Genomic DNA, 25,715 nt, shown 5'->3' with positions numbered 1-25,715 from the left:
TTCCAAAAAATATGAATGAATACTCATTCATCATACCATATCCATTTTATGAAAGAAACCTTTCTAACTCATGAAATGTATGCCCGGTTTTCTTTTGGGTATAATTTGGTTTTTTGGTAAAAATAAAAAAAACAGACGGATTAAAGGTGTTGAATATGTTCAAGTGGAGATCAGAAAAAAAGCAGGCAGAGGAACATAAATCGCATAGTTTAAATGTCGATGAACTTAAAAAACAATTAGAAGAGGCACTTGCATCCTGCTCAGATGTCAGCTTTCGAACCATTAAAAAAGATGGGAAAAAGATTTTAACAAGCTTTTTAAGTAGTTTAATTGATAAATCCAGCCTTGATGAATTTATCCTTCAAACCTTGCAAACCAACTTTTCAAAGAATATGACGGTTGAAGAGGTTGCCCAAATTCTTCCGATTGCTCAAATATCTGCTTCCAATCAGCTTCAAGAAATTGTCGAGTCTATAATCGAAGGAAGTGCCTACATCTATGTTGATGGTGAACCTTGCGGACTGCTGGCAAATGTAAGCAAGACAGCTGAAAGGTCTCTGGAAAAGGCAGAAACAGAAGCGCTCGTTTACGGACCAAAAATATCGTTTACTGAGTCTCTTCCGATTAATGTGAATATTTTGCGGAGTAATGTTAAGGATGGGCAATTATGCTTTGAGGATGTTGAAGTTAATACAAGGGTAAAAGCAAGAATTAAGATTGTCTATATTAAAGATATCGCTGATCCAAACAATGTAGAAACCTTTAGGCAGAGAATTTCAAATTTGAAGGTTGACTATATTCCTGATACCACAGTACTTGGACAATTGATTGAAAACAATAGCTGGTCTGTATTTCCGCAGTTAATGACAACGGAACTGCCGGACAGAATTTCTATTGCCTTATTAAGTGGTAAGGTTGCAGTGCTAATGGATCGCAGTCCTGCAGCTCTTTATGGGCCAACTCCTTTTTTTACCTTTTTTGAATCAACCGAAGATATATATATGCGTTGGAATATGGCTTTTTTCTTACGGATGCTCCGTCTAACAGCTATTTTTTTATCCGTGCTTTTGACCCCAGCATATGTATCCGTATTAACGTACCATTATGAAGTCATTCCTTCCCCATTGCTTGTTTCTTTAGGGCAATCAAGGTCCAATGTCCCTTTCCCTCCTGTATTTGAGGCATTGCTGCTGGAATTTATTATCGAGATGTTAAGAGAAGCGGGTGCAAGACTGCCTACTAAAGTGGGGCAGACGATGGGTATCGTTGGTGGTATCGTCATCGGGCAGGCAGCAGTGGATGCGGGATTTACGAGTAATATTTTAATTATTATTATTGCCCTTAGTGCCCTTGGGTCGTTTACAACACCGAGTTATTTAATGGGTACGGCCATCCGGATCATCCGGTTTCCGATTATTATTTTAGCCGGCTTTTGGGGTGGGATTGGTATAATGGTTGCCTTTTGTTTTTTCCTGATTCATCTATTAAGACTAGATTCGTTGGGCCGGCCTTATTTATCTCCAGCCTATCCACTGAGACTTTCGGATTTAGGATACAGTATGTTCAGGTATCCCCTTGAGTATCTTTCTAAAAGGCCTGTAACAAATCAGCCGATTGACAATGATCGGTATCCACTCAAAAAGGCAAAACAAAAGAAGGATGTAGATGAATAGGAGCGGTAGAAATGAAGGTGAATTTACATCCACGAGCAGGGCTTTTATTTAACGCCTTTCTCCTTGTGTTTTTTATTCATAAAGTGCAAACAGGGGTGGGAATTGTTGGACTTCCACGAATTGTTTATTTAGATTCCAAACATGATGCCTGGATCTCTGTCTTTCTTGCGGGGGTGATTACGGGTATTGTCATTTGGGCCATGTTCTTAATGCTTAAACAATATGACAGTGCAGATTTGTATGGAATTCAAGTTGATATGTTTGGAAAATGGTTGGGCAATATTTTGAACATCATTTATATGATCTACTTAGCGGCCTGCTTTTTTACTATTTTTATGAATTATATCGAGATTGTCCAGGTTTGGATCTTTCCAAATTTACCGACATGGCAGCTCTCCCTGGTCCTAATTGCTTTGTCTGTTTATGCCGTTCAAGGGGGAGTTAGAATTGTTGTCGGATTAGCTTTCCTGGCTGTTTTAGGTACATTGTGGCTTGCCACCGTTCTCATTGTACCAATGAAATATGCTGATACGACCCACTTATTTCCCATTTTAAATGTTGATTTCAAGCACCTTGTAAAAGGGATGTACGGTTCCTGCCTATCCATGATGGGATTTGAATTATTAATGTTTTTCTATCCCTTTATTAAGGATAAAAAAAATTCTCTGCTGTATGCACAAATAGGAAATTTATATACAACGATCCTTTTTAGCGTTGTCACACTTGTTTCCATTATGTTCTTTGCCGAAGATAGTTTGGCTCGTACCATTTGGCCTGTTTTATCGATGTTTAAAATTGTACGCCTTCCTAATTTGGAGAGATTTGAATTTATTGCCGTTTCCTTTTGGATGTTAATTATTTTACCCAATATGAGTGCATATCTCTGGGCGGCATCAAAGGGATTTAGCAGGGTCATCAACATGAAGCAGAAACATGGAATTTGGATCATTGGGATTCTAGGTTGGGCTCTGGCTTTTTTCGTACATACTAGGATTCAAATGAATACTGTAACAGATTATGTCGCAAAAATGGGATTTGTCCTGGCATTTTGTTATCCTGTGATGCTGTCTGCCATGGTATTTATGAAGAAAAGGTTTATGAGGAGGAAGGCAGCCAATGCTCAAGGTTCGTAAACGAATTTTCTTCACAGTCTTGATTTTATGTGTAGTTATTGTTTCCGGCTGTGTCGAGCCAAAACAGCTTGAAAAATTGGGTCTTGTAACAGCCGTAGGCTATGATTTAGAAAAGAAAAATGTGATTAGAGGAACAATAGTCGTTCATCAGTTTGATCCAGTGGCACAAAACATTACAAAAATGATTACCACAACAGCGAATACGAGTAAGGGTTTAAGACAAGGTCAGAATCTGCAATCCAATCAAAAGCTAGTCACTGGACAGATGCGCTGTGTAATTTATAGCAAGGAATTGGCAGAAAAAGGAGTCATCCAGCTGGTTGATGCACTCAATCGTGATTCCACTGTTGGAAATATGGTATATCTAACAATTGCAGACGGCTCGGCTAAAGATATTTTGGACGTGGACAAAACAAACTCTAAAATCAGCCTTGGAACTTACCTATACAATTTAATCAAACAAAATGTTGAAAGTGAGCAAATACTTTCTCCCACCCTCCAGGAATTCAATCATAATTATTATGATATCGGGAAAGACCCGGTGCTGCCTGTTTTAAAGGTACAAAATCGAGATGTAATCATTAAAGCTTTAGCCCTTTTTAAGGATGACCGATATGTTGCCGAGCTTGGCCCAAAAAAGCACTTTTATTTAAAAATTTTATCTGATAAGTATAACGCAGGGACCCATGAACTTGGTTTTAAACGTTCTGATTTTGAAAAGATTCGAATGAAAAAAGGAGAGCATTCGATTCGAGATGTGTACAGCAAATTGTTTATTGACATTGATAATATAAACAGTCATGCTAAGCTCAAACTAATTGACAAGAAAAATCTAAAATTTAAATTAGAGGTAAAGCTGGATTCCCGCTTATTGGAATCCACGGAAGCATTGGACTATTCGAATCCTGCCTCTGTTAAGTTTATTGAAAAAAAACTAAATCAGGTGATGGAGAAAGACATCAAAGGATTAATGAAGTACTTTCAAAAACTAGGCGTGGATCCAGTGGGAATTGGAAATGAATATAAAGCACATTTACGCGGGAAAAATCTGACCAAAAAGGAATGGAGAGAAATATATAAGCGAGCAAACTTTGAGGTCCATGTGAAAAATAGGATTGTTAAAACAGGAGTTATTGATTAATGCGCCTTTTTCTTTCTTCTTTTTCTAATCTTTGTTAAACTATTCACGTAATGGAAAAGAAAAGGTTGTAGGTGAAAATATGAAGCTCCGATTATCATTTGTCGTACTACTTATGTTAATGCTTTTACTTTCAGCATGTGGAAAAAAAGAAATAGAGGGTGCTGTTAATTGGCCAGTAAAAGATTTTTCTGCTACCAGCAATAACAATAAGTCATTTGGTTTGAAGGATTTAAAAGGGAAGATCTGGGTTGCGGATTTTGTGTTTACAAATTGTGCCGATGTTTGCCCGCCAATGACAGCAAATATGACCAAGCTGCAAAAAATGGTTAAGGACGAAGGCTTAAAAAATGTCGAGTTTGTTTCTTTTAGTGTAGACCCAACGGTGGATACACCTGAAAAGCTTGGAAATTATGCAAAACAATATGGAGCGGACCTTCATAACTGGACACTCTTAACGGGTTATTCTCAACAGTATATTGAAAAATATGCCATGAATACCTTTAAGACATTGGTAAAAAAACCAGTTGAAGGGGACCAAGTTATCCATCAAACGTATTTTTACTTAGTGGGCCCGGATGGAAAAATCAAAAAATCGTATTCTGGTTTTAAGGATGTTCCGTATGATGAAATCATCGATAATATCAAAACATTGCAATAGATCTCTAAGGAGGTCTATTTTTTTGCTTTAAAAGGAAATTAGGCATATTTGTTTTGAATTTTTCTCATCGTGTTATAATAACAATAATTTAGAAGGAAGGTGAATAAAGATGAAAAAGTTTTTCACCCCTCTAATTCTCTCGGCCTTATTTTTATCTTCTTGTTCTGGGTCTAATCAGTTGACTCTAAATCCGGCAAAGCAAACGGCGGCGCAAGTTTTTGAGCCGGTTCCCGCTGATTTTTTACCACGGAAATTAACGGTATTGTCAGCTGGAGATTCATTAACTCAAGGTGTCGGTGATAGTACCAATCAAGGTGGTTACCTGCCTTATTTAGACACCTTGCTGGAAAAAGATAAAGGAATCCAACAAGTGGATTTCTATAATTATGGTGTCAAAGGCAATCGGACTACCCAATTGTTAAAAAGGCTCCAATCACAAGAAATGAAGTCTGTCCTGCAAAAGGCAGATGTGGTGGTCATTACGATTGGCGGAAACGATATTATGAAAGTGGTTAGGGACAATCTATCCAACCTGCAGCTTTCTGTTTTTGATAAGGAAAAAGAGACTTATAGGAAGCATTTAACTCAAATTTTTGAAACCATTGTCCATGAAAATCCAAATGCCTCAATTGTGTTAGTCGGATTATATAATCCTTTCTCAAAATGGTTTCCAGATATTGAAGAAATGGATACGATTGTATCTGATTGGAATAATGCTGGAAGAACCGTGATTGCCAATTACCCCAATGCCTATTTTGTCCCTATTGAAGATGTGTTTTTAAATGCGGATGAAAATTTATTGTATACTGATAATTTTCATCCAAATGACAAAGGCTATGAATTGATTGCCGAAAGGTTGAATGATACCTTCGGTGAACAGGTAATCCCTGATCTTGAAAAGAAGCCCTATATGGTTAGTACAGAGGAGAATTAGATTTTATGAAAAATAAATGGAAAATAGGTTTTCTCCTCTTGTTAGGAATTAACCTTCTGTGCGGTATTATCGTGCTGTCGCTGATCATGATTCCGCCAGATGATAAAGAAAACGGAAAATTAAAAGGCCCAAGTGGAGATTATGTTTCCTTCCAGGTCAACTCAAATAAAAACGATTTAAATCGGCTGATCAATCATTATTTGCAGGAGGAAGCTGCCGATTCGTCGATTGATTATCGGGTTGTGTTGGGTGATGAAGTGGAGTTATACGGAATTCTGCCATTTTTTAGTGAAGAAATTAATTTGAAATTAACTTTTGAACCGAAGGCGCTTAAAAATGGGGATTTAGTCTTAAAACAAAAGACGATGTCCATCGGACGATTAAATCTCCCAATTTCATATGTGCTGAACTTTATTCGTGAAAACTATAAGATTCCTATGGGAGTAGACATTCGCCCGAATGAAAAAAAAGTGTATGTGAACATGCAAAATTTGAAGCTTAAGAGTGACCTCAAAATTAAAGTGAAAAAATTTAATTTAAAAAAGGATGATATCGCCTTTACGATATTAGTTCCCGTGAAATAGGTGCCTTGTTAGAGGCACCTTATTTTGTGTTCATTCATCTTTTAAAGTGATAAATTGTAGTTCGGGTTCTTCCTTTAATCCGCCAACAAAAACAATTGTGTAGCTTTCATTTACTTTAAACTGGACCTTAGGCATTGGTAAAAGCACCATCCTGCTGCCTGCTTCTCGCACCTCCAGATCTACCGTCATAGGTGTTAGCCCTAAATACTCCGTTGCCTGCTTATAAGATATATTCGGGAAAATCACATCCCGATCCTTGACAGCAATATCAAGTCCCTTGGTATCCTGTGATAAGTGGATAAAGCGGACCTTCGCTTCATTTGCTGGTACTTCAGGATGATTTTCAAACATAAGAAGACGCATTTTTTTGACCGAGTCAATGGCAGGTAGGGTATAGGATTTACCCGGCTCGACCGTAATTGTTTTATTTAGGATGCTGTCCACTAAATTTCCGGCGGGATAAATATCTATATGGTATTTGCCAGCTTTTAAGGAATGCGCGTTACTTGCACTTTTAAATCCAAGCTCTCGGACTGCCCGTTGTCCATTAATATAAATATCAACTTCAGGGGAATCATAGGAGGTGTGAACGAAACGGACCATAGCTTCTTCCTGAGAATGATTCCTCATGATGTACAAGGCTTTGTTCATGTATTTCACATGTTTTAAATAGTAATGAATATGAAGGTTTGGGGCAGTGTATTTATAAAACTGCGCCAGCATATCATACATCGCGGCCTTTTGAAGGTAATCGATGTGTGTTCGTTCTTCAGACATTCGATTCAGCTCCCAGCTAGTTAATTACATCTTAATTTATTCAAACTTTCCTAGTCAGGTGCCTATCATCAAATTCCGCAAAATGGATTTTTTGCATTTTTTATAGACAAATGGATAATTTAAACATATACTTATATCAAATATGCTTGAAAGTGGGTGATGTGCAATGTTAATTGAAGTGAAGAATGTATTCCGTGATTTGAATATTGTTTGCACAGCCCAAAACCAATCCGTTTAGGTATTTTTGTCTTTATTTTCGTATGCGAATAAAGCCATGGGCTGTGTGTGCCTATGGTTTTTTGTTTTGGAAAAATATTCGCTGGAGGAATAAAGATGAATTTAGAAACAATTGGTTTAACCGAAACGATTAAAAATAATTTTGAACTATTAAAAACAAATGACGAATGTCTCCTTGGCCGAGTGGCGCTGGAGCATAAACGAATGTACAGAGTATGGACTGAGCAGGGAGAATTATTATGTGAGGTATCCGGGAAATTCAGTTTTAATGCTCAGTTGAGAGAGGACTTTCCTGCTGTTGGCGATTGGGTCAGCTTGAAACCAAGAGTTGCGGAAGGTAAAGGAACGATCCTGGCAATTATGCCGCGAAATAGTAAATTTTCACGAAAATCGGCAGGAGATACGGCGGAGGAACAAATAGTGGCTGCCAATGTGGATACGGTTTTTCTTGTTAATTCCTTAAACGAGGATTTAAATTTACGTAGAATAGAACGGTACCTCTTATTAACATGGGAAAGCGGGGCAAACCCGGTTATCGTTTTAAGCAAAGCCGACCTTTGCACCAATGTAACCGAGAAGGCGGCGGAGGTCGAAGCGATTGCCTTCGGCGGGGTTCCGGTGATACCTATTAGTGCCGAGGCAAATGAAGGGTTAGAAAAGCTTGAACCTTTTTTGCAGCCTGGAAAAACGATCGCCTTGCTCGGCTCCTCAGGTGTCGGAAAATCAACTTTAACGAATCGATTGCTCGGTGAAGATAAGCAGCTGGTTCAAGAAATTCGTTCGGGCGATGATAAAGGGCGTCATACGACGACACACAGAGAACTGGTGTTATTGCCAAATGGCAGTGTGTTAATTGATACTCCGGGAATGAGGGAGCTGCAGCTTTGGGAAAGTGCAGATGGCCTTTCAGAGACCTTTTCGGATATTGAAGAATTAGCAGATTTATGTAAATTTCGTGATTGTCAGCATAAAGATGAGCCTGGCTGTGCTGTTGTGCAGGCCATTCATGAAGGAACACTTTCTTCCGAACGCCTGTCGAGTTACAATAAGCTGCAAAAAGAGCTTGCGTTTATTGAACGAAAATCAGATAAGCGGGCACAAGCGGAAGTCAGAAAGCAATGGAAGAATATTAATAAGCAAATAAAGCAGCGAAGTAAATATTAAGAGACTTTATACCGGATCAGCAACATGACTGATCCGGTACTTTTTTATATTTCAGTCAGGGAATTTTATTTTTGGATTTAGATTTTGTATACTTTTAATCAAAGTAAACGAAGGGGTGGGAACATGGAAAGGACAAACCAACTAGCTACATTTGCTGGCGGCTGTTTTTGGTGTATGGTGAAACCGTTCGATGAACAGCCGGGCATTAGAAGTGTGATTTCCGGGTATACAGGGGGAACTGTGGCAAATCCGACATACCAGCAGGTGTGCAGTGATACAACCGGGCATTATGAAGCGGTTCAAATAACCTTTGATCCTGAGGTTTTTCCATACGAAAAATTGCTTGAGCTGTTTTGGCAGCAAATTGACCCAACTGATCCAGGCGGTCAATTCTACGATCGCGGTCAATCGTATCAGACAGCGATTTTCTACCATGATGAGCAGCAAAAGAGACTGGCGGAAGAATCCAAACAAGAATTGCAGGCAAGCGGCCGCTTTAACAAACCGATTGTGACACCAATTCTGCCGGCACAAACCTTTTATCCGGCCGAAGAGTATCACCAGCAATATTATAAGAAAAATCCAGCCGATTACGAACGGTATCAAATTGGCTCAGGACGTGCCGGATATATTCAAAGTCACTGGGGAGGAAACACGAATGAAAAATAAAGATTTGAATCAGTTGAAAAAAGATTTAACACCGATGCAGTTTGAGGTGACACAAAATAATGGGACAGAGCCTCCCTTTCGCAATGAATATTGGAATGAAACAAGGGAAGGCATTTATGTCGATATTGTTTCCGGAAAGCCGCTGTTCAGCTCTCTCGAAAAGTTCGATGCCGGCTGCGGCTGGCCGAGCTTTACCAAGCCGTTACATGAGGATGAAGTGACCGAAAAGCAGGATTTCAGCCATTTTATGATTCGCACCGAAGTGAGGAGCAAATCGGCAGATTCCCATTTAGGCCATGTGTTTAATGATGGTCCAAATCCAACAGGATTACGGTACTGCATTAATTCCGCTGCCCTTAAATTTATTCCGAAAGAAAGATTAGCAGAAGAAGGCTACCCGGAATATTCAAAACTATTTGAAGCAAAATAAAAAGCCGCGAGGAGCGGCTTTTTTTTTATGCATTTTTTCCATTTTGCTTACTTGATGAGGTCATCCCGCCAGAGAGGACAAATTTCATCGCATCCTCCGCCTTCACATCAATCACTTCAACCTGCTCCTTTGGAATTAAAAATGTAAACCCGGCAACTTGGAAGGTTTGGGGAATATAAACCGCTACATGGTCTTTAAGCGGGTCATGGAAGGTTTCCAACTGATCAGATGTAATAAAACCAATGCTTTTCATTTCCGTTCCAGGAAGCGTGACAAGGGCAACCTTGGAAAAAGATTTCTTATCACCTAGAAACGATTGGACGGTGTCTTTAATCACGGAATAAATTGTTTTGACAACGGGGATTTTTTCGAGAAGCTTATCAATTAGTTTAATAATCTTACCAGTTAAATATTTCGTAGATAACCAGCCTAAAAGAGTTATTAATACGATAGTAGTCAGTAAGCCGATTCCAGGTATGTAATCATCTTTAAAATAAGGCTTAAGCGTATTTCCAAGCAGACTATCTAAAAACATAAAGGTTTTATAAATCACATAGATCACAAGAATGATCGGCACAATCGTTAATATGCCATTAATAAAATTTTTCAATATCGATTTCATCAATTCACCTGCTTTATTTTCATTGTCTTTCATAATATAGGCGAATGCACAGACAGGTCAAGTACCTAGTTCATAAAGTAGCAGAGGAAAGAATAATTTAGAACAATTTCTCAAGGAGTGATTCTTATATGCATTATGGTCATGGATTTGGTTATGATGGCTGCTGCGGTTATCCCGGAGTAGGTTTTGGAGGAGTAGGATTTGGAGCAGGATGCGGGTTTGGAGGCTTTGCCTTAATCGTTGTTCTATTTATCTTGTTAATCATCATCGGCGCAAGCTGGGCTTATTAAAATGGAAAAAGGCTGACTCAGAAAAGTCAGCCTTAGTTTTGTTCTAACATTCAGATTAATAACTAAAACACGAACAATATATACATAATATAAAAAATAGTTCGTATTTAATGTTGACGGTGGGAAAAATGCATGATATATTTACCAATGTTGAGTAAAACGACTTTGGAGGTAATTGGACAATGAATACGAGATATGATGTGATTGTAGTGGGTGCCGGACCTGCAGGAATCTTCGCCTGCTATGAACTTACACTAAAAATGCCGAACGCAAAGGTTTTATTAGTTGATAAAGGACATGATATTTATCGACGTAATTGCCCAATTTTACAAAAGAAAATTGAAAAGTGTCCACCGGCCGCTGGGAAGAAGGATTTTGCTGGATGTTTGCCTGCCTGTTCGATTACGAATGGGTTTGGTGGCGCCGGTGCATACTCGGACGGGAAGTTTAATATCACAAGTGAATTTGGCGGCTGGATGACGGACTATTTGTCTGACTCTCAAGTAGTGGAGCTAATTCGCTATGTAGACGAAATCAATTTACAGCACGGGGCTACCCAAAGCATAACAGACCCTTTAACTGAAGAAGTAAAGGATATCGAACGCCGCGGCTTTGCTGCAGGACTTAAGCTGTTGCGTGCCCAGGTTCGCCATTTGGGTACAGAACAAAACCTCGAAATCTTGAAAAGTATTTTTGAATATTTAAAAGATAAGATTGAGATGCAATTTAAAACAGAAGTAGAAGATTTACTTACAGAAAAAACTCCTGAGGGTCATGTGGTTAGGGGAATTAAGCTAAAAAGCGAACAAAATATTTACGCTGATAAAGTGATTATCACGCCAGGAAGAGACGGTTCTAAATGGCTTACCGATATGTTGAAAACCCGCAGATTAAAAATGATTAGCAACCAAGTGGATATTGGTGTCCGCGTGGAAACTTCCAATATTGTCATGCAGGAAATCAATGAGCATTTATATGAAGGAAAATTTGTTTTTAATACATCTGTTGGAACCAGGGTGCGTACTTTTTGCAGCAACCCATCAGGCCATGTCGTGGTTGAAAACCATTCCGGCATCATGCTGGCAAATGGTCATGCCTACAAGAATCCAAAGCTAGGCAGCCCGAATACGAACTTTGCCCTGCTTGTCTCGCACACGTTTTCCGATCCGTTTGATAAGCCGAATGAATATGCGCATGAAATTTCCCGCTTAGCAAACAGCCTTTCGAATGGCGGACTAATCGTCCAAAAATATGGCGATATCTTAAAGGGCAGAAGATCAACGGAGAAACGGATTAAAGAGGGATTCTTAGAACCAACATTAAAAGAAGCGGTACCTGGTGACCTTGGACTAGTCCTTCCATATAACACATTAAAAAGCTTAATTGAAATGACAGAGGCATTGAATCAAGTAACACCTGGTCTTGCATCTGAACATACCTTGTTTTATGGTGTGGAAGCAAAATTCTATTCCGCCAGACCAAAATTAAATGACCGATTTGAAACAGAAATCAGCGGCCTGTATGTTGGCGGAGATGGTGCCGGTATTACGAGGGGTCTTGCCCAGGCAAGCGCCTGCGGCGTCTGGATTGCAAGAGACATTATCGAAAAAACAGCAACAGAACAAAAGAAAGAAACAGTAATGGCTTAAGCCCGCTATGTAGCGGGTTTTTTATTTTTTTCTGGAATTCTCTAGGAATATCGAGCATTTTTTAATATGCTAGACTAAAAGAAAAGGTTTCGAATGCAGAGGTGTAAAATGACGATTATTACTCAACTTAAAGCCCTTTATGAACAGGAACAATTCTATCAGGCCCTTGAGGTATTAAATGGCGAAATTTCTCGTTTGAAATCTTTACGATACACTGATTTGAAAAAGGAATTTGAAAAAATAGAGTCCGCAGAGGATTTTAAAATAATACTTAAGTGTACTGACCATTTTTTAATGTATAACTATAGTGCCTTTATCGTCCGTTTTGCCTACCGGCGCTTTCAGAATCTGTTAACGGCCTCCTGGTATTGTGAGGAATTATTGGATGGCGGGAGACCCCTGGAGGCAGAAGAAATTATTACACATGTCATAACTGAAAGTAAGGAAGATATTAGCAAAAGTGAAAGCCTGGAAAGCGCGTATTTTTCCAAGATTCGTTGTTTACTAGAAATGAAACGCTTCATGGAGATTGATCCGTTACTTGAAAAACTCCAAGAATCTTCCAGGCCTATTGAGGATAAGCTTGGGTATATTCACTTGCAAATGGGGAATCGAGAAAAGGCAGAGGAATTCCTGAAAATGGGTTTAAAGGATCCAGAGCGTGGCCGTTACTGTTACTTACTATTATCCGATTTATATGCTGCCAACGGCCGCCCCATGGAGGCATTAAAACTTATAGAGGAAGGGGAAGCACTGTATCCAGAAACGCTTACCTTCCTTGTGGAAAAAGTAAAACGCTACCGCGACCTTGGAAAGCCCTGTGAAATGCTAGAAGTAATTAAGCAATTGAACGAACGCATTCCTCTGCATGTCTATCAAAAGTATTTCCGCCATTTGACAGGGAATGCTTTCTATCAACTTGAGGATTTCACTCGCCTGGAAGACTTTATTAAAGAGGAAAGCTTAACATCTTCACTTTTTATTCGGAAAAAAGAAGCTGGAGAGTTAATCAAGCTAAAGATAAGACCCATCGTTCAAAAGAGCAATTATTGCGTCCCGGCCAGTTTAGAAATGATCCTTAATTATTACGGGATGAATAAAACGCAGGATGAAATTGCCAGCCACATTTTTGATTTTACGGGCTCTAGACTATCGACCACTGTTGCCTATCTTGAAGAACTTGGGTTTTCCTGCCGATACTTTATTGGTAACAAGGAGCGCTATGAGCAGTTATTAAAGCAGGGCATACCAATCCTGTTGAGTGTTGATTTTGAACATTCATCCCATGTACAAGTAATGACGGGCTATGACAGCCGGTTTGACTTTTACCATATCCAGGATCCAAACATGCTAGAAGGGATGTATGTTTCGAGCGAAGAGCTTCAAAAAGCCAATCGCGCAACCAATTATATGTCAATTGTTGCGGTGCCTAATGAAAGAGCTGAGGAGATAGTCTTCCTTTCCCATGAAGAGGACACCTATTTTCGGACACTTCATGATTTCGGTGAAAAAATGGAAGAGGACGAAAGTAGATACAAGGAATCCTTTTTTCAATTCTTGCAAGAAAACATTGAAATTCCGTACACTCCCATTTATGTTGTAAAGCATTTTTCCTTTGATGAATATGGAGATTTTATCATTGCATGTGCAGAGAAGCTTTTACTTGAATATCCAAATAGTGATTTCTTCAACCTCCATGTTGCACAGGCCTACTTAAGATTGTCAAAAATGGAACTTTCTGAGGATCAGCTGGCCAAGACGACCCGGAAAACATTTAGTACCTTATATCATTTTTTAAAAGGCAGAATTTCACTCTATTTTGACAAACCTGAAGAAGCAGCCCATTTCTTCAGGAGCTCGCTCCAGCTTGATCCTGATCAATATTATATTTGGAGCTATTTAGCACTTTCCTATCTATATCAAAAGGATATCGTGCAAGCAGAGTTTTTTTCAAAGATTAGTATGATGCTTGCTCCTGACGACCGATTTATCCGAATGAACCATGCAGCAGTCTTAAGGGAAAAGAACGAGTATGAAAATGCCCGGAAGCTATATAATGCGCTCATCAAAGAGGAGCCCAAGGATGCCCATGCATGGTATGAGAGAGCACATCTGGATCAAAAATTAGGTAAACTCCGGAAAGCATTAAGAGGATACTTAGTGTCTATGAAATTAGACAATGAAACCCCGTTTGCCTATCTTGCTGCCGCAGACCTGTTAGAGTTGGAATTTGATCAGTGGGAAAAAGCGGAGGAAATACTGTTATCTGGCATACATTTGGCAAAATCCTCTCAAATATATGTCCGGCTTGGGGATTTATATAAGGACCAAGAAGAATGGTCAAAAGCTATTAATATCTATCAAACTTGTATAAGTTTATTTCCTGATGAGCGATTTGCCTATTTTGGAATGGCAGAATCGATGGCTAATGACGACCAAAAAGAAGAAGCTGTTCAATATTTAAAAAAGAATGCAGGACGTTTCGAAAATGACAGTGAATTTTTAATTAACTGTGGCAGGATATTTGCTGACTGGGCAAAAGAGGAGGAAATCCTTCCATTATTAGAGGATGGGTTAAGTCTTTTTGAAAAGGGAATGGAATTTATACACTCTAACCTGTATGATGCATTAGAAATCTATGTGGGTTTGGTGGAAGAAACAACCCTTGTCGACCGGGCGATTGAATTCCTCGGTGAAAAATCAGCCCAACATCCTAATATTATTGAATATAAATGTTTTCAAGGGACTTTATATGAAGAAAAACAGCAATATGCTCAAGCGATTGCTACCTACAAATCCGCTTTAAAAGTTAGAGTAGATTCCTTTCCTTATTACCGTCTAGGTGCGGTTTACTTTAACCTGAATCAGCTTGATTTAGCAGAGGATGCCTATAAAAAGTGTTTAGAGCTGGATGCAAAAGTCGTTCATGCCTATCTAAAGCTTGCGGAAATAGCATTATACCAGGAAAAGCCGGAAGAAGAGGTGGACTATTTACTTCGTCTCCTGGAAATTGCCCCGATAAATGTAAATGTGGAATACTTGACCTCAATTTTGGATGAGAAAGGATTGCATAATTTATTAAACAAGCTAGAAAATTTGCAAGGCTCGTCCCCGGAGGCCTGGAGACTCGACATGCTTGCCTATACACACGGAGCGCTTGGAAATATAGAAGCGGAAGTGAGTACTTTAATGGCTGCATTGGACATAGAACCTGAACAGCCAGAACTGCTTCACCACCAAGCCAAGCTGTTTATTAAACTGAAAAAGTGGGAAAAGGTATCTTTACGACTGAAACAACTTTTAAATAAGTATTACGAGGATGAAGATTTATTTAAGACGCTTATCCAATTTACCGCAGCTTCTAATCGATGGACGGCCCTTGAGGAATTCCTTCATCATTTCAACGGAACGAGCGAAGAAAAGGGTTCTATGTTCCAACTGGCTGCTGAAGCTGTAGAGGAACATTTCAGGGGAATTGACTGGTTGGAAGAGGATGAAGGGAATGTATTTACTCGGTTTGTCCGAAAGTTGAAAAATCGATTTAAACAAATGAAAATTTTTGGAACAGCAATTGGGTTGTACGAAACGGCTATAAAATTGAATCCTGACAATCTGAATCTTGTAAGCCGGTTTGCTAAGTTTTATGAGGATTTTGATTTAATGGATGACGCAATTAAGGTGTTGCTGAAGGCAATATCCGCTGCATGGGATGATAGGATTGCCTATCAATTAGGCATGATCTATTTGGATTCCAAGGACTATCAAGCTGCATGGCCGTTGTTTGAAAAATGTTTACAGGAGGATTCTGAAAATTCCCATCTTCAATCGGTTGCCGCCTATATTATTGGTGAACAAGGAGACTTAGCAGAGGCTGAAAAAAGAATGAAACAGGTAATTGCTGAAAATCCATTTGAAAATCATGCCCATTCCCATTTAGGCCGATGGTTAAATAAACAAGGCAAATATGCTGAAGCTAAGGATTTGCTGGAAAAAGGAATGGAAATTCATCCCTTCGACCCCTCCATTAAATTGCAGCTAAGTGTTACTTTGAGTTATTTAAATGAAAATGAAAAAGCATTAGAAATGATTAATCGGGTTTTGGAAATGGAAGATGAAAACTTACTTGCTCATTACAACAAGGCTTGTTATTTAGCGTTACTCAACCGTACCTCTGAAGCACAGCAAGTCCTAGACTTTGTAATCGAAAATGAAGAGACAGACTATTTCCGTCAGTTAGCAGAACAGGATGAGGATTTGGTTAACTTAAAAATAGGATGATCGTTACCTAAACAGGCACCCATAGGTGTCTGTTTTTTTATTCTCCATAACGATTAAAAATAAGATGAAAGAAACAAATAGATGTTTCATACAATTTCTATGAGGCCTGACTTATTTTAAGAAGAAAGTGGTGTCCGCCCCATGGAGCGTTCTTTTTTAATTAAACCAATGCTTGATGAAACATACCCAGTGATTGATTATGGCAAAGGGGTCTATTTATTTGATAAAGAAGGAAAAAAATATTTGGATGCTTCGTCTGGTGCTGTTACAGCTAATATTGGCCACGGTGTAAGAGAAATTATTGACGCGATGAATGAGCAGGCCAATAAAGTTTCCTTTGTCTATCGCTCGCAATTTACCAGTGAAGCGGCCGAAAAGCTTGCTGAGAAAATTGCTGAGCTAACACCTGAAGGGCTTAATTGGAGCTTTTTTGTCAACAGCGGCTCAGAAGCAACCGAGACAGCCATGAAAATGGCCATCCAATATTGGCAGGAAAAAGGAATTCAAACCAAAACCAAAATATTATCCCGCTGGGTCAGTTACCATGGAATCACACTTGGAGCCCTTTCGATGTCGGGGCATACAGGAAGAAGAGCAAGATTTGTCCCCCTCTTAGAAGAATTTCCCGTCATCAACCCTCCTTATTGTTACCGATGCCCCTACAGCCTAGAGGCACCATCCTGTAATTATTTATGCGCCCGAGAACTAGAAACCGCCATTACACGAATTGGTGCGGACAAAATAGCTGCTTTCATCGCTGAACCTGTGATTGGTGCTGCAGGAGGAGCCATCGCGCCGCCAAAGGATTATTTCAAACAGATTAAAGAAATATGTGAAGCCCATGACATTCTCTTTATTGCTGATGAAGTGATGACTGGGTTTGGACGAACCGGGACAATGCTTGCCTGCGAGCAATGGGGAGTTACGCCGGATATAGTCGCCTTAGGAAAAGGAATGGGGGCGGGATACGCAGCAATAGCTGCCGCCGTTGCAAGCGAAAAGGTAATGGAGCCAATATTGGCAGGCTCTAAATCCGTGATGAGCGGCCATACATTAAGCGCTAACCCCCAAACATGCGCTGTCTCCTTAGCTGTTTTGGAATATTTAGAGAAAAGCGAAATTTTAAAAGAGGTAGATTGTAAGAGTACTTATTTAAAAAATCAGCTCGAAAAATTAAAAGGCCAATTTTCGTTTATTGGTGACATTCGAGGTAAAGGATTGCTGCAAGGTATAGAATTTGTCGAAGAAGTCGGTGCCAAAACTCCTTTCCCAAGAAGTGCGCAAGTCACACAGAAAATCGTGTCCCTCGCCAAAGAAAAAGGGCTGCTCATTTATCCAGCAGGTGCGGGAATCGACGGTGTAAACGGTGACGCTATCATCGTCTCCCCGCCTTTAACAATCTCAAAAAGGGAAATCGAGGAACTTGCTGCACTATTAAAAGAAACATTTGAAGCTTTTTCAAACCAAATGAATCCATAAATGGCAGGTGATGTGTAAATGGAAAATCCCTTCGGCAAAATTACGACGCTTGAGAATGTCATGGAATTATTCCATGATGGTATGTCATTGATGTTTGGAGGTTTTGGCGGGGTTGGATCGCCGCCGACCTTAATTGATGGAATTCTGGAAAAAGGTGTTACAAACCTTACCTTAATTGGAAACGATACTGGTTTTCCAACCATAGGAATCGGTAAATTGGTCAAAGCGGAGCGGGCCAATAAAGTAATTGCCTCCCATATCGGCTCTAACCCCTTTGCCGGCCAGCAAATGCACGAGGGAAAGCTTGTGGTTGAGTTTTCACCACAAGGGATCTTGGCTGAGAGAATTCGTGCCGGGGGAGTTGGTCTGCCGGCAATCCTTTCCGATATTGGCATGGATAATGAGATTGTGGCAAAGAATAAACCTCTTTTTACACTAAATGGAAAGAACTATCTTGTGGAAACCGCCTTAACTGCAGAGGTTTCAATCGTGTTTGCGAAAAAGGCCGATGAGTACGGGAATTTGATTTATGACAAAAGTGCCCGCAACACTAATCCACTCGTAGCAATGGCTGGGGACATTACGATTGCGGAAGTGGAAGAAATTGTTCCAATGGGAAGTCTGGCCCCGGATGAAATCATTACCCCAGGAGTGTTCGTCAATTATGTCATACCTTCGAAGGGGGTGAATTGGAAATGGGCATGGGAGTAGATATTCGGAATCAAATGGCTAGAAGGGCAGCCGAGGAAATTCAAAATGGAATGGTCGTGAATCTCGGGATCGGCATCCCCTCTCTTGTCCCTAACCATTTATCTGAAGAAACAAAGGTGATGTTTCATGCTGAAAATGGCATAACCGGCATGGGACCAAGTCCGACCAAGGGTGAAGAGGATGAAAATTTATGCAATGCTGGAGGATTTCCTGTCACCCTCACCTGTGGAGGTTCCTACACAGATAGTGCCATTGCATTTGGGATGATCCGTAGAGGAAAAGTCGATATTACCATTTTAGGTTCCCTTCAAGTTAGTCAGAATGGCGACTTAGCGAATTGGATTGTACCAGGAAAAAAGGTTCCAGGAATGGGAGGTGCGATGGAACTTGCCCAAAAAGCGAAAAAAGTCATTGTAGTCATGAATCATTGTGATAAGAATGGCAATCCCAAAATTGTTCCAGCCTGTTCTTTACCGTTAACCTCATCCAAGTGTGTCGATCTGATTATAACGGAAATGGCCGTATTCAAAGTAACAGAAGATGGACTGCTTCTGACCGAATTATTTGCGCCATATAGTTTAGAAAATGTCGTCACTAAGACGGGCAGTGAATTTAATAAAAGTGAAAATATTCGTAGAATACCATACTAGCAAAATCTGTGCAAAAGGAGTGAATCACATGGAAAAAAATAAAGTCCGCATTAAGCAGTGGCTAAAGGAAAATCGGGCTAGGGGAGCAAGACTGCTACAAATCCTTGTTCAAGAGGATAGTACAAGAGGAAATGAAAGCGGGACCCAGGCAATTGTTATCGAAAAATGCCGTCAGCTTGGCTTAACACTGGATATATGGGAGATTGGCGGCGATGAGCTGAAGAATCATCCAGCCTATTGTTGTGACCGGGAAAGTTTCGAAGGAAATCCCAATTTAGTTGCCGTTCTAAAAGGCACAGGTGGAGGCAAATCGATCATTCTTAATGGACATATCGATGTGGTGCCTGTGGGAGATGTAAGTAACTGGAAGCAGGACCCTTTTAGTGGAATGATAGAGTGCGGCAAGCTTTATGGAAGAGGAGCAACCGACATGAAGGGCGGGAATGTTGCTCTTATTATGGCGATAGAATCGTTAATAGCCAATGGAATAAAGTTAAAGGGCGATGTTATTTTTCAAAGTGTTATTGAGGAGGAAAGCGGAGGTGCTGGAACACTTGCTGCCGTACTCCGGGGATATCAGGCAGACGGGGCAATCATTCCGGAACCGACAAATATGAAAATCTTCCCAAAACAGCAGGGGTCGATGTGGTTCAGAATTACCGTTAAGGGAAGGGCTGCACATGGGGGTACGAGGTATGAAGGGGTCAGCGCTATTGAAAAATCTTTAATTGTTATTCAAAGATTACAACAATTAGAGAAAGATAGAAATGCAAGGATTTCCGATCCTCTATTCGAAAAAATCCCAATTCCGATTCCAATCAATATTGGAAAAATCAAAAGTGGTGAGTGGCCATCTTCCGTGCCTGACACCGCGATACTCGAAGGAAGAATGGGAGTATCTCCAGAGGAAACGATTCAAACTGCCCAATTAGAAATGGAAACTTGTTTACGAGAATTGAACGAAAAGGATGAATGGCTTTGCGAGAACCCTTTGCAAATTGAGTGGTTTGGCGGCAGATGGCTGCCAGGAAGCCTTGAGGGCGATCATCCTTTGATAAAAGAGCTGTCAAAGAGTTTCATAGAAGTTAAAGGAAATCAGCCGGCCATAGAAGCTAGTCCATGGGGAACGGATGGAGGAATCCTATCAAATGTTGGGAACACACCTGTCGTAGTCTTCGGGCCGGGAATTACGGAGACAGCCCATGATGCTAACGAACATATTAATTTAGAGGATCTATTTGCTGCTAGTGAGATTATTGCCTTTACTTTATTGGAATGGTGTGAAGTGGATGAGTAACAAAAAGGAAACAAAAAAGAGCTCCATTCAATTGAAAACAAAAATTCCCGGTCCGAAAGCAATTGAACTGTTAGCAAGGAAAGAACACAATGTACCAAAAGGACCCTTTAATACCATCCCAACCTTTGCGGTAAAAGGGGAAGGAGCATTAATTACTGATGTTGATGGCAATACCTTTATTGATTTTGCTGGTGCGATTGGCTCATTAAATGTCGGCCATTGTCCGCCAAAAATCGTTGAGGCACTACACCGCCAGATTGATGCCTATCTTCATCCGTGCTTTCACGTAATGATGTATGAGCCCTATATTGAGCTCGCCGAAACTTTAAACCGGATTACTCCCGGGAATCATAAAAAGAAAACCTTCTTTTTAAACAGCGGGGCAGAGGCTGTTGAAAATGCTGTGAAAATAGCACGAAAATATACCGGTCGAAAAGCGATCATCTCATTTGAAAGAGGCTTTCATGGACGAACATATATGGCGATGTCCTTAACAAGCAAGGTCAAACCATATAAATATGAGTTCGGTCCTTTTGCACCCGAGACCTATAAGTGGCCATACCCTTATTATTATCGCTCAGAATTTGACTCCTCAGAACAGTTAGATGCTGCACTTCTTCAGCGTTTTGAAACCTTTTTCCAAAGTGAAGTTCCTCCAGAAGAAATAGCAGCGGTGATCATGGAACCGGTACAAGGTGAAGGGGGATTTGTTATCCCTTCTAAAGGCTTTGTGAAAGGAGTCAAAGCAATATGTGAAAAGCATGGGATTTTGTTTATTGCTGATGAGATTCAAACTGGATTTGGCCGCACTGGAAAAATGTTTGCCATCGAGCATTTTGATGTTGTACCGGATCTTTTAACGATGTCTAAATCTATCGCGGCAGGATTGCCGATTAGTGCCGTGACCGGCCGCGCTGAAATTATGGATTCTCCTAACGTAGGAGAAATTGGCGGCACATATGGCGGCAGCCCTCTTGGCTGTGTTGCCGGACTTGAAGTGGTGAAAACCATTGAGGACGAAGGCTTATTAGGTCGAGCGGAATTAATTGGCAAGACCTTCCAAACTAGGTTGGATAAACTTAGAACTCATTATCCACAAATTGGTGAAGTTCGTCATCTCGGCGCAATGTGTGCCATTGAATTTGTAACGGATTCTAAATCCAAAACACCTAATAAAGACCTTGTTCAGGAAATCATTAAAATGTCCCATCAAAATGGACTTATTATCATGACAGCGGGATTATATGGCAATGTCATCCGCTTATTAACTCCACTTGTTATAACGGATGAGCAGCTGGATGAGGGGATGGAAGTGTTAGAAAAAGCCATTCATCATTGTTGTCAAAAAAGTAAGACAATTTGAACCCCTTCTTTCAAATAAATTGGTAAAATAATGGTAAAACAAGGGAATGGAGGATTATATTTTGAAACAGTCACTATGGATTGGCGGAGAATACCGTCCTGCAGCAACCTATACGGAATTAAAGAACCCTTATAATCTTGAGCATATTGCGGATATCGCAGTTGCCGGAAAGAACGATGTCCTGGATGCTATCGCTTCGGCTGAGCAGGCTTTAGCAAAATTAGCATCGCTGCCAGCATTTGTCCGTGCGGAAATTTTAGAAAAAGTAGCAGGATTTCTAAAGGAAGAAAGAGAGGAATGTGCTAAGATCATTTCTCAAGAGGCTGCAAAACCGCTTAAAGCTGCCCGCGCCGAAGTGGACCGGACAATCATGACCTATACCTTCGCTTCCCATGAAGCAAGAAGAATCCATGGGGAAACAGTTCCTATGGATGCAGCGCCAGGCGGGGAAGGAAGGCTTGCTTTTACGGTTAGAGAGCCCATTGGTGTCATCGCAGCAATTACGCCATTCAATTTCCCTATGAATCTTGTTGCACATAAAGTAGGACCAGCGATTGCAGCAGGGAATCCAGTGGTGTTAAAGCCGGCGAGCCAAACCCCATTGTCGGCATATAAAATTGCTGAATTATTTCACCGGGCAGGGTTACCGGAGGGAGCCTTAAACGTGGTTACCGGAAGCGGACGCAGTGTCGGCGATATTTTAATGAAAGATGAAAGAATAAAGATGATCACGTTTACGGGAAGCCCTGAAGTTGGCAGATATATCCGGGAAAACTCCGGTTTAAAGCGAGTAACCCTGGAATTAGGTTCAAACTCAGCTGTAATTGTCGACAAAGGGGTCAACCTTGAAAAGGTCATCCCAAGGATTGTCACAGGCGCGTTTTCCTACCAGGGGCAGGTTTGCATTAGCATCCAGCGGATATTTGTTCATGAAAAGCTATTGGAAGTATTTACGGAACAGTTCGTAGAAGAAGTGAAAAAACTCAAAACCGGAAATCCATTGGATGAAGATACAGATATCTCCGCATTGATTTCAAGAGGAGATGTTCAGCGTACGAAAGAGTGGGTGGATGAAGCAGTTGCAAGCGGTGCAGGGATAAAAATTGGCGGCAGTAATTCGGATGGAATTTATCAGCCAACTGTTTTGGTCGATGTAGACGCAAGCGAAAAGGTTTCTTGTGAAGAAATTTTTGCTCCTGTTGTTCATATCAATCGGTTTAGGACCATGGATGAGGCTATTGAGATGGTCAATGACTCAAAATATGGCCTGCAGGCAGGAATTTTTACCAATGACATCCATCATGGACTTCAGGCGGCGAAAAGATTGGAAGTTGGCGGTGTAATGATTAATGATATTCCTACGTTTCGCGTTGACCAAATGCCTTACGGCGGAGTGAAGTTAAGCGGCATGGGACGAGAAGGAATCAAATATGCCGTTGAGGAAATGACCGAATTAAAATTAATTAGCTTTAAGATGGAATAACATCACGATGTCTGGCTTAATTCTAGGCCAGACTTTTTTTCAAATAGTTTCAGGGTGTTAAAGGAGGGTATTGAATGAATCAAACATCAGAAACGATTTATTTGGAGGACAGTCATTTTTTCCTGGAGGTCTTTCTGGACCCTTTTAATAAACGAATTCGGGTGGATGATTATCGGGGGAATTTGAACCTGCTAGTAGCTAAAGCAGAAGAACTTGTTAAACAGCACAAAGTGGAAAAGCTAATATTTAAGGCGCGTACAGAAGATTTACTGAAATTACTCGAATATGCTCTCCAGCCTGAAGCGGTCGTCGATCGTTATTTTCTTGGATCCGATGCTCATTTTTTTTCAAAGTTTTATACACCAGAAAGAAAGAAAAACGACCATTGGATTACAGAAGACGGGATGATCCACAGTATTTATCAATTAGATACATCGGTCGAAAAAGCGTTTCCTCCCAAAGAATATGAACTGAAAAAGGCAGACGAAAACTATGCGGCAGAGCTTGCCGCCCTGTATGCCCAAGTGTTTCAAATCTATCCCACTCCGATGCATGATCCGGAATATATTAAAAAGACCATGAAGGATGAAACGATTTATTATGCATTTTTTTATCAGGGTAAAATAGTCAGCGCTGCCTCTGCCGAAATCAATGGATTTTATAAAAATGCGGAATTAACAGATTGTGCGACCCTGACAGAACACCGGAAGTATGGATTAATGAAGCTTATTCTTCAAGAACTTGAGGCTGAATTGAAAAGAAAAGGAATCTTTTGTGCCTATTCGATAGCAAGATCCTTATCCTTTGGCATGAATGCTGTTTTATACCAGCTTGGGTATTCCTATAGGGGAAGGTTAATGAATAATTGCTATATCTTTGACAAGTTAGAAAATATGAATATGTGGGTAAAGAATCTGGCAAACTGCTAAATTTTCGGCTCAGGTATGACCATTTTTCGGCACCTTATCCTATCAAAAAGGCAGGTGAAATAAATGGCCCAATTAACCGCTTTAACGCAAGAAGTTCTAAGTGCCATTCTAAAGAGTATTGATGAAGGAATTCATGTGGTCAATACGGAAGGAAAAACGATATATTATAACGAAGTGGCAGCAAGGCATGATGGTATGACAGTAAAGGAAGTATTGGGGAAGCATTTATTTGACGCCTTTCCGTCCCTTTCAGAAGAATCCAGTACTTTGTTAAGGGTCATAAAAACAGGAAAGCCGATTTACAATCAAACCCAGGAATATATGAATTTGCATGGGACAAGAATTGATACGATGAATACGACTCTGCCAATCTTTTTAGGCGAAGAAATCATCGGTGCCGTTGAAATCGCTAAAGATTATTCGAGAATGAAGCTGTTTGCAGAAAGGTTACTAGATCTGCAAAAAGGGTTAAATAAAAGCAGCAAGAAAAAGTCTGCCAAGCAGGTTAGGTATACCCTAAGGGATTTATTGACGGTTAATCAGCGCTTCAACAGCTTGAAGGAAGAGGCGAAAAGATTAGCTAAATCGGATTCTCCAATTCTTGTTTACGGGGAAAGCGGCACTGGAAAAGAATTATTTGTTCAGGGCCTCCATCATGAGTCACTGCGCTCAGATGGTCCATTCATAGCGCAAAATTGTGCGGCAATCCCCGAAACCCTGCTTGAAAGTATTCTTTTTGGGACAGCTAAAGGAAGCTACACTGGGGCGGTTGAACGCAAAGGTCTATTTGAGCTGGCAGATGGGGGAACCCTTTTTCTAGACGAGTTACATACCATGCCGGTTGAACTGCAGGCAAAGCTGCTAAGAGTGTTAGAGGATGGAATGGTTAGAAGGGTCGGGAGTTCGGAAAACATACTTGTGAATGTTCGTGTCATAGCCGCGATGAATATACATCCAAACGGAGCACTTCATGACCAGAAGCTCAGGTCAGACCTTTATTACCGGTTAAATGTGTTCACCTTTTCCCTGATGCCGTTAAGGGAGCGAAAAGAAGATATTTTGTTTCTAACAGAACACTTTATTAAGGAATTCAACATTATATTGGCTAAAAACATAAAGGGTATTAAAAATTCGTGTGAATCCTTTTTCATGGAGTATCAATGGCCAGGGAATGTACGCGAGTTAAAGCATACGATTGAATATATGATGAATATCTCTGGAGAAGAATACCTGACGGTCGAGGATTTGCCAATGATGTTGAAGCATCTTTCTGTACCTCAAGAAAGTAGTTTTGATTCAACTGGAGAGCTTTCACTTAGGAAAAATATTGAAAAGTTAGAGAAACGGTTAATAAAAAATGCACTGGAGTTAAGTGATGGAAATATCAATCAAGCTTCTAAGATATTAGAGATCCCAAGACAAACGTTACAATATAAAATTAAAAAAGTACTAGACTGAGGGCGCCGAATTTTCGGCGCTTTTATGTTCCTCCAAACGGGCGCTCAAGCTTTTAAGCATTGGCACGTTTCTTGCATATTATTAAGTAAAGGTCACGAATGGAGGA

General features: G+C 40.3%; 22 protein-coding genes. 20 read left to right on the top strand and 2 right to left on the bottom strand.

Annotation, left to right across the window (positions count from 1 at the left end; translation table 11 throughout):
• Window positions 1-155: 155 nt before the first annotated feature.
• The 6 genes from ACIFOT_RS02940 (at window position 156) to ACIFOT_RS02915 (ending at window position 6,123) form a co-directional block, all read left to right on the top strand.
• Window positions 156-1,673 carry a spore germination protein gene (locus ACIFOT_RS02940; RefSeq protein WP_430061484.1) on the top strand — a complete coding sequence of 506 codons (1,518 nt, stop codon included), beginning with the start codon at window positions 156-158 and terminating at the stop codon, window positions 1,671-1,673.
• An 11-nt stretch (window positions 1,674-1,684) separates the two neighbouring features.
• Window positions 1,685-2,806 (top strand): GerAB/ArcD/ProY family transporter, encoded by a 1,122-nt coding sequence (locus ACIFOT_RS02935; protein ID WP_430061482.1) that lies wholly within the window; start codon window positions 1,685-1,687, stop codon window positions 2,804-2,806.
• A complete protein-coding gene (locus tag ACIFOT_RS02930) occupies window positions 2,790-3,947 on the top strand; it encodes a Ger(x)C family spore germination protein (RefSeq protein WP_430061480.1) in 1,158 nt (385 codons plus the stop codon). The genes ACIFOT_RS02935 and ACIFOT_RS02930 overlap by 17 nt, the downstream gene beginning before the upstream one ends.
• Before the next feature lie 79 nt (window positions 3,948-4,026).
• A complete protein-coding gene (locus ACIFOT_RS02925) occupies window positions 4,027-4,605 on the top strand; it encodes an SCO family protein (protein WP_430061478.1) in 579 nt (192 codons plus the stop codon).
• Window positions 4,606-4,714: 109 nt separating this feature from the next.
• The gene (locus ACIFOT_RS02920) at window positions 4,715-5,539 is read left to right on the top strand and encodes an SGNH/GDSL hydrolase family protein (protein ID WP_430061476.1); all 825 of its coding nucleotides are present in this window, start codon (window positions 4,715-4,717) and stop codon (window positions 5,537-5,539) included.
• Between the two features lie 5 nt (window positions 5,540-5,544).
• Window positions 5,545-6,123 carry a YpmS family protein gene (locus tag ACIFOT_RS02915; protein ID WP_430061474.1) on the top strand — a complete coding sequence of 193 codons (579 nt, stop codon included), beginning with the start codon at window positions 5,545-5,547 and terminating at the stop codon, window positions 6,121-6,123.
• A 30-nt stretch (window positions 6,124-6,153) separates the two neighbouring features.
• Here ACIFOT_RS02915 and ACIFOT_RS02910 read toward each other — a convergent pair whose 3' ends face one another.
• On the bottom strand, window positions 6,154-6,900 hold the full coding sequence (locus ACIFOT_RS02910; RefSeq protein ID WP_430061473.1) for a DUF4397 domain-containing protein: 747 nt from the start codon (window positions 6,898-6,900) through the stop codon (window positions 6,154-6,156).
• A 333-nt stretch (window positions 6,901-7,233) separates the two neighbouring features.
• On the opposite strand from ACIFOT_RS02910, the gene rsgA reads away from it, so the two are divergent.
• The 3 genes from rsgA to msrB all read left to right on the top strand — a co-directional run bounded on the left by rsgA (window position 7,234) and on the right by msrB (window position 9,400).
• Window positions 7,234-8,301, top strand: coding sequence for a ribosome small subunit-dependent GTPase A (gene rsgA, locus ACIFOT_RS02905; protein ID WP_430061471.1), 1,068 nt, complete (start codon window positions 7,234-7,236; stop codon window positions 8,299-8,301).
• Window positions 8,302-8,424: 123 nt separating this feature from the next.
• Window positions 8,425-8,970: a peptide-methionine (S)-S-oxide reductase MsrA gene (gene msrA / locus ACIFOT_RS02900; protein ID WP_430061469.1), complete on the top strand. Its 546-nt coding sequence runs from the start codon at window positions 8,425-8,427 to the stop codon at window positions 8,968-8,970.
• Window positions 8,960-9,400, top strand: coding sequence for a peptide-methionine (R)-S-oxide reductase MsrB (gene msrB / locus ACIFOT_RS02895; RefSeq protein WP_430061467.1), 441 nt, complete (start codon window positions 8,960-8,962; stop codon window positions 9,398-9,400). Before msrA ends, msrB begins: the two co-directional genes overlap by 11 nt.
• Before the next feature lie 25 nt (window positions 9,401-9,425).
• Here msrB and ACIFOT_RS02890 read toward each other — a convergent pair whose 3' ends face one another.
• Window positions 9,426-10,022 carry a DUF502 domain-containing protein gene (locus tag ACIFOT_RS02890; protein ID WP_430061465.1) on the bottom strand — a complete coding sequence of 199 codons (597 nt, stop codon included), beginning with the start codon at window positions 10,020-10,022 and terminating at the stop codon, window positions 9,426-9,428.
• Window positions 10,023-10,150: 128 nt separating this feature from the next.
• On the opposite strand from ACIFOT_RS02890, the gene ACIFOT_RS02885 reads away from it, so the two are divergent.
• The 11 genes from ACIFOT_RS02885 (at window position 10,151) to ACIFOT_RS02835 (ending at window position 25,609) form a co-directional block, all read left to right on the top strand.
• A complete protein-coding gene (locus ACIFOT_RS02885) occupies window positions 10,151-10,312 on the top strand; it encodes a YjcZ family sporulation protein (RefSeq protein ID WP_430061463.1) in 162 nt (53 codons plus the stop codon).
• Between the two features lie 182 nt (window positions 10,313-10,494).
• A complete protein-coding gene (locus tag ACIFOT_RS02880) occupies window positions 10,495-11,961 on the top strand; it encodes an NAD(P)/FAD-dependent oxidoreductase (protein WP_430061462.1) in 1,467 nt (488 codons plus the stop codon).
• 108 nt (window positions 11,962-12,069) lie between these two features.
• Complete coding sequence (locus ACIFOT_RS02875) at window positions 12,070-16,239, top strand: tetratricopeptide repeat protein (RefSeq protein WP_430061460.1); 4,170 nt, start codon at window positions 12,070-12,072, stop codon at window positions 16,237-16,239.
• A gap of 141 nt (window positions 16,240-16,380) precedes the next feature.
• Window positions 16,381-17,718 (top strand): aspartate aminotransferase family protein, encoded by a 1,338-nt coding sequence (locus ACIFOT_RS02870; RefSeq protein ID WP_430061458.1) that lies wholly within the window; start codon window positions 16,381-16,383, stop codon window positions 17,716-17,718.
• 18 nt (window positions 17,719-17,736) lie between these two features.
• Window positions 17,737-18,429: a CoA transferase subunit A gene (locus ACIFOT_RS02865; RefSeq protein WP_430061457.1), complete on the top strand. Its 693-nt coding sequence runs from the start codon at window positions 17,737-17,739 to the stop codon at window positions 18,427-18,429.
• Entirely contained in the window at window positions 18,414-19,079 is a 666-nt protein-coding gene (locus ACIFOT_RS02860) for a 3-oxoacid CoA-transferase subunit B (protein ID WP_430061455.1), read from the top strand. The genes ACIFOT_RS02865 and ACIFOT_RS02860 overlap by 16 nt, the downstream gene beginning before the upstream one ends.
• Window positions 19,080-19,107: 28 nt before the next feature.
• Window positions 19,108-20,376, top strand: a complete 1,269-nt coding sequence (locus ACIFOT_RS02855; protein WP_430061453.1) for a peptidase — start codon at window positions 19,108-19,110, stop codon at window positions 20,374-20,376.
• Window positions 20,369-21,739 carry a 4-aminobutyrate--2-oxoglutarate transaminase gene (gene gabT / locus ACIFOT_RS02850; protein WP_430061451.1) on the top strand — a complete coding sequence of 457 codons (1,371 nt, stop codon included), beginning with the start codon at window positions 20,369-20,371 and terminating at the stop codon, window positions 21,737-21,739. The genes ACIFOT_RS02855 and gabT overlap by 8 nt, the downstream gene beginning before the upstream one ends.
• 46 nt (window positions 21,740-21,785) lie before the next feature.
• Window positions 21,786-23,222, top strand: coding sequence for an aldehyde dehydrogenase family protein (locus ACIFOT_RS02845; protein ID WP_430061450.1), 1,437 nt, complete (start codon window positions 21,786-21,788; stop codon window positions 23,220-23,222).
• 74 nt (window positions 23,223-23,296) lie between these two features.
• The gene (gene ablB, locus ACIFOT_RS02840) at window positions 23,297-24,151 is read left to right on the top strand and encodes a putative beta-lysine N-acetyltransferase (RefSeq protein ID WP_430061448.1); all 855 of its coding nucleotides are present in this window, start codon (window positions 23,297-23,299) and stop codon (window positions 24,149-24,151) included.
• 63 nt (window positions 24,152-24,214) lie between these two features.
• Window positions 24,215-25,609: a sigma-54 interaction domain-containing protein gene (locus tag ACIFOT_RS02835; RefSeq protein WP_430061446.1), complete on the top strand. Its 1,395-nt coding sequence runs from the start codon at window positions 24,215-24,217 to the stop codon at window positions 25,607-25,609.
• The last annotated feature ends 106 nt before the right edge of the window (window positions 25,610-25,715 follow it).

It is taken from the genome of Neobacillus sp. NRS-1170 (assembly GCF_050468025.1).
Note: the sequence above shows the minus strand (reverse complement) of the source record. Positions and strands in the feature narration are given on the sequence as shown.

Excerpts from the sequence above, each read along its gene's own strand:
- ACIFOT_RS02940 (WP_430061484.1), top strand. The coding sequence starts at position 156 with ATGTTCAAGTGGAGATCAGAAAAAAAGCAGGCAGAGGAACATAAATCG.
- ACIFOT_RS02935 (WP_430061482.1), top strand. The coding sequence starts at position 1,685 with ATGAAGGTGAATTTACATCCACGAGCAGGGCTTTTATTTAACGCCTTT.
- ACIFOT_RS02930 (WP_430061480.1), top strand. The coding sequence starts at position 2,790 with ATGCTCAAGGTTCGTAAACGAATTTTCTTCACAGTCTTGATTTTATGT.
- ACIFOT_RS02925 (WP_430061478.1), top strand. The coding sequence starts at position 4,027 with ATGAAGCTCCGATTATCATTTGTCGTACTACTTATGTTAATGCTTTTA.
- ACIFOT_RS02920 (WP_430061476.1), top strand. The coding sequence starts at position 4,715 with ATGAAAAAGTTTTTCACCCCTCTAATTCTCTCGGCCTTATTTTTATCT.
- ACIFOT_RS02915 (WP_430061474.1), top strand. The coding sequence starts at position 5,545 with ATGAAAAATAAATGGAAAATAGGTTTTCTCCTCTTGTTAGGAATTAAC.
- ACIFOT_RS02910 (WP_430061473.1), bottom strand. The coding sequence starts at position 6,900 with ATGTCTGAAGAACGAACACACATCGATTACCTTCAAAAGGCCGCGATG.
- rsgA (WP_430061471.1), top strand. The coding sequence starts at position 7,234 with ATGAATTTAGAAACAATTGGTTTAACCGAAACGATTAAAAATAATTTT.
- msrA (WP_430061469.1), top strand. The coding sequence starts at position 8,425 with ATGGAAAGGACAAACCAACTAGCTACATTTGCTGGCGGCTGTTTTTGG.
- msrB (WP_430061467.1), top strand. The coding sequence starts at position 8,960 with ATGAAAAATAAAGATTTGAATCAGTTGAAAAAAGATTTAACACCGATG.
- ACIFOT_RS02890 (WP_430061465.1), bottom strand. The coding sequence starts at position 10,022 with ATGAAATCGATATTGAAAAATTTTATTAATGGCATATTAACGATTGTG.
- ACIFOT_RS02885 (WP_430061463.1), top strand. The coding sequence starts at position 10,151 with ATGCATTATGGTCATGGATTTGGTTATGATGGCTGCTGCGGTTATCCC.
- ACIFOT_RS02880 (WP_430061462.1), top strand. The coding sequence starts at position 10,495 with ATGAATACGAGATATGATGTGATTGTAGTGGGTGCCGGACCTGCAGGA.
- ACIFOT_RS02875 (WP_430061460.1), top strand. The coding sequence starts at position 12,070 with ATGACGATTATTACTCAACTTAAAGCCCTTTATGAACAGGAACAATTC.
- ACIFOT_RS02870 (WP_430061458.1), top strand. The coding sequence starts at position 16,381 with ATGGAGCGTTCTTTTTTAATTAAACCAATGCTTGATGAAACATACCCA.
- ACIFOT_RS02865 (WP_430061457.1), top strand. The coding sequence starts at position 17,737 with ATGGAAAATCCCTTCGGCAAAATTACGACGCTTGAGAATGTCATGGAA.
- ACIFOT_RS02860 (WP_430061455.1), top strand. The coding sequence starts at position 18,414 with ATGGGCATGGGAGTAGATATTCGGAATCAAATGGCTAGAAGGGCAGCC.
- ACIFOT_RS02855 (WP_430061453.1), top strand. The coding sequence starts at position 19,108 with ATGGAAAAAAATAAAGTCCGCATTAAGCAGTGGCTAAAGGAAAATCGG.
- gabT (WP_430061451.1), top strand. The coding sequence starts at position 20,369 with ATGAGTAACAAAAAGGAAACAAAAAAGAGCTCCATTCAATTGAAAACA.
- ACIFOT_RS02845 (WP_430061450.1), top strand. The coding sequence starts at position 21,786 with ATGGAGGATTATATTTTGAAACAGTCACTATGGATTGGCGGAGAATAC.
- ablB (WP_430061448.1), top strand. The coding sequence starts at position 23,297 with ATGAATCAAACATCAGAAACGATTTATTTGGAGGACAGTCATTTTTTC.
- ACIFOT_RS02835 (WP_430061446.1), top strand. The coding sequence starts at position 24,215 with ATGGCCCAATTAACCGCTTTAACGCAAGAAGTTCTAAGTGCCATTCTA.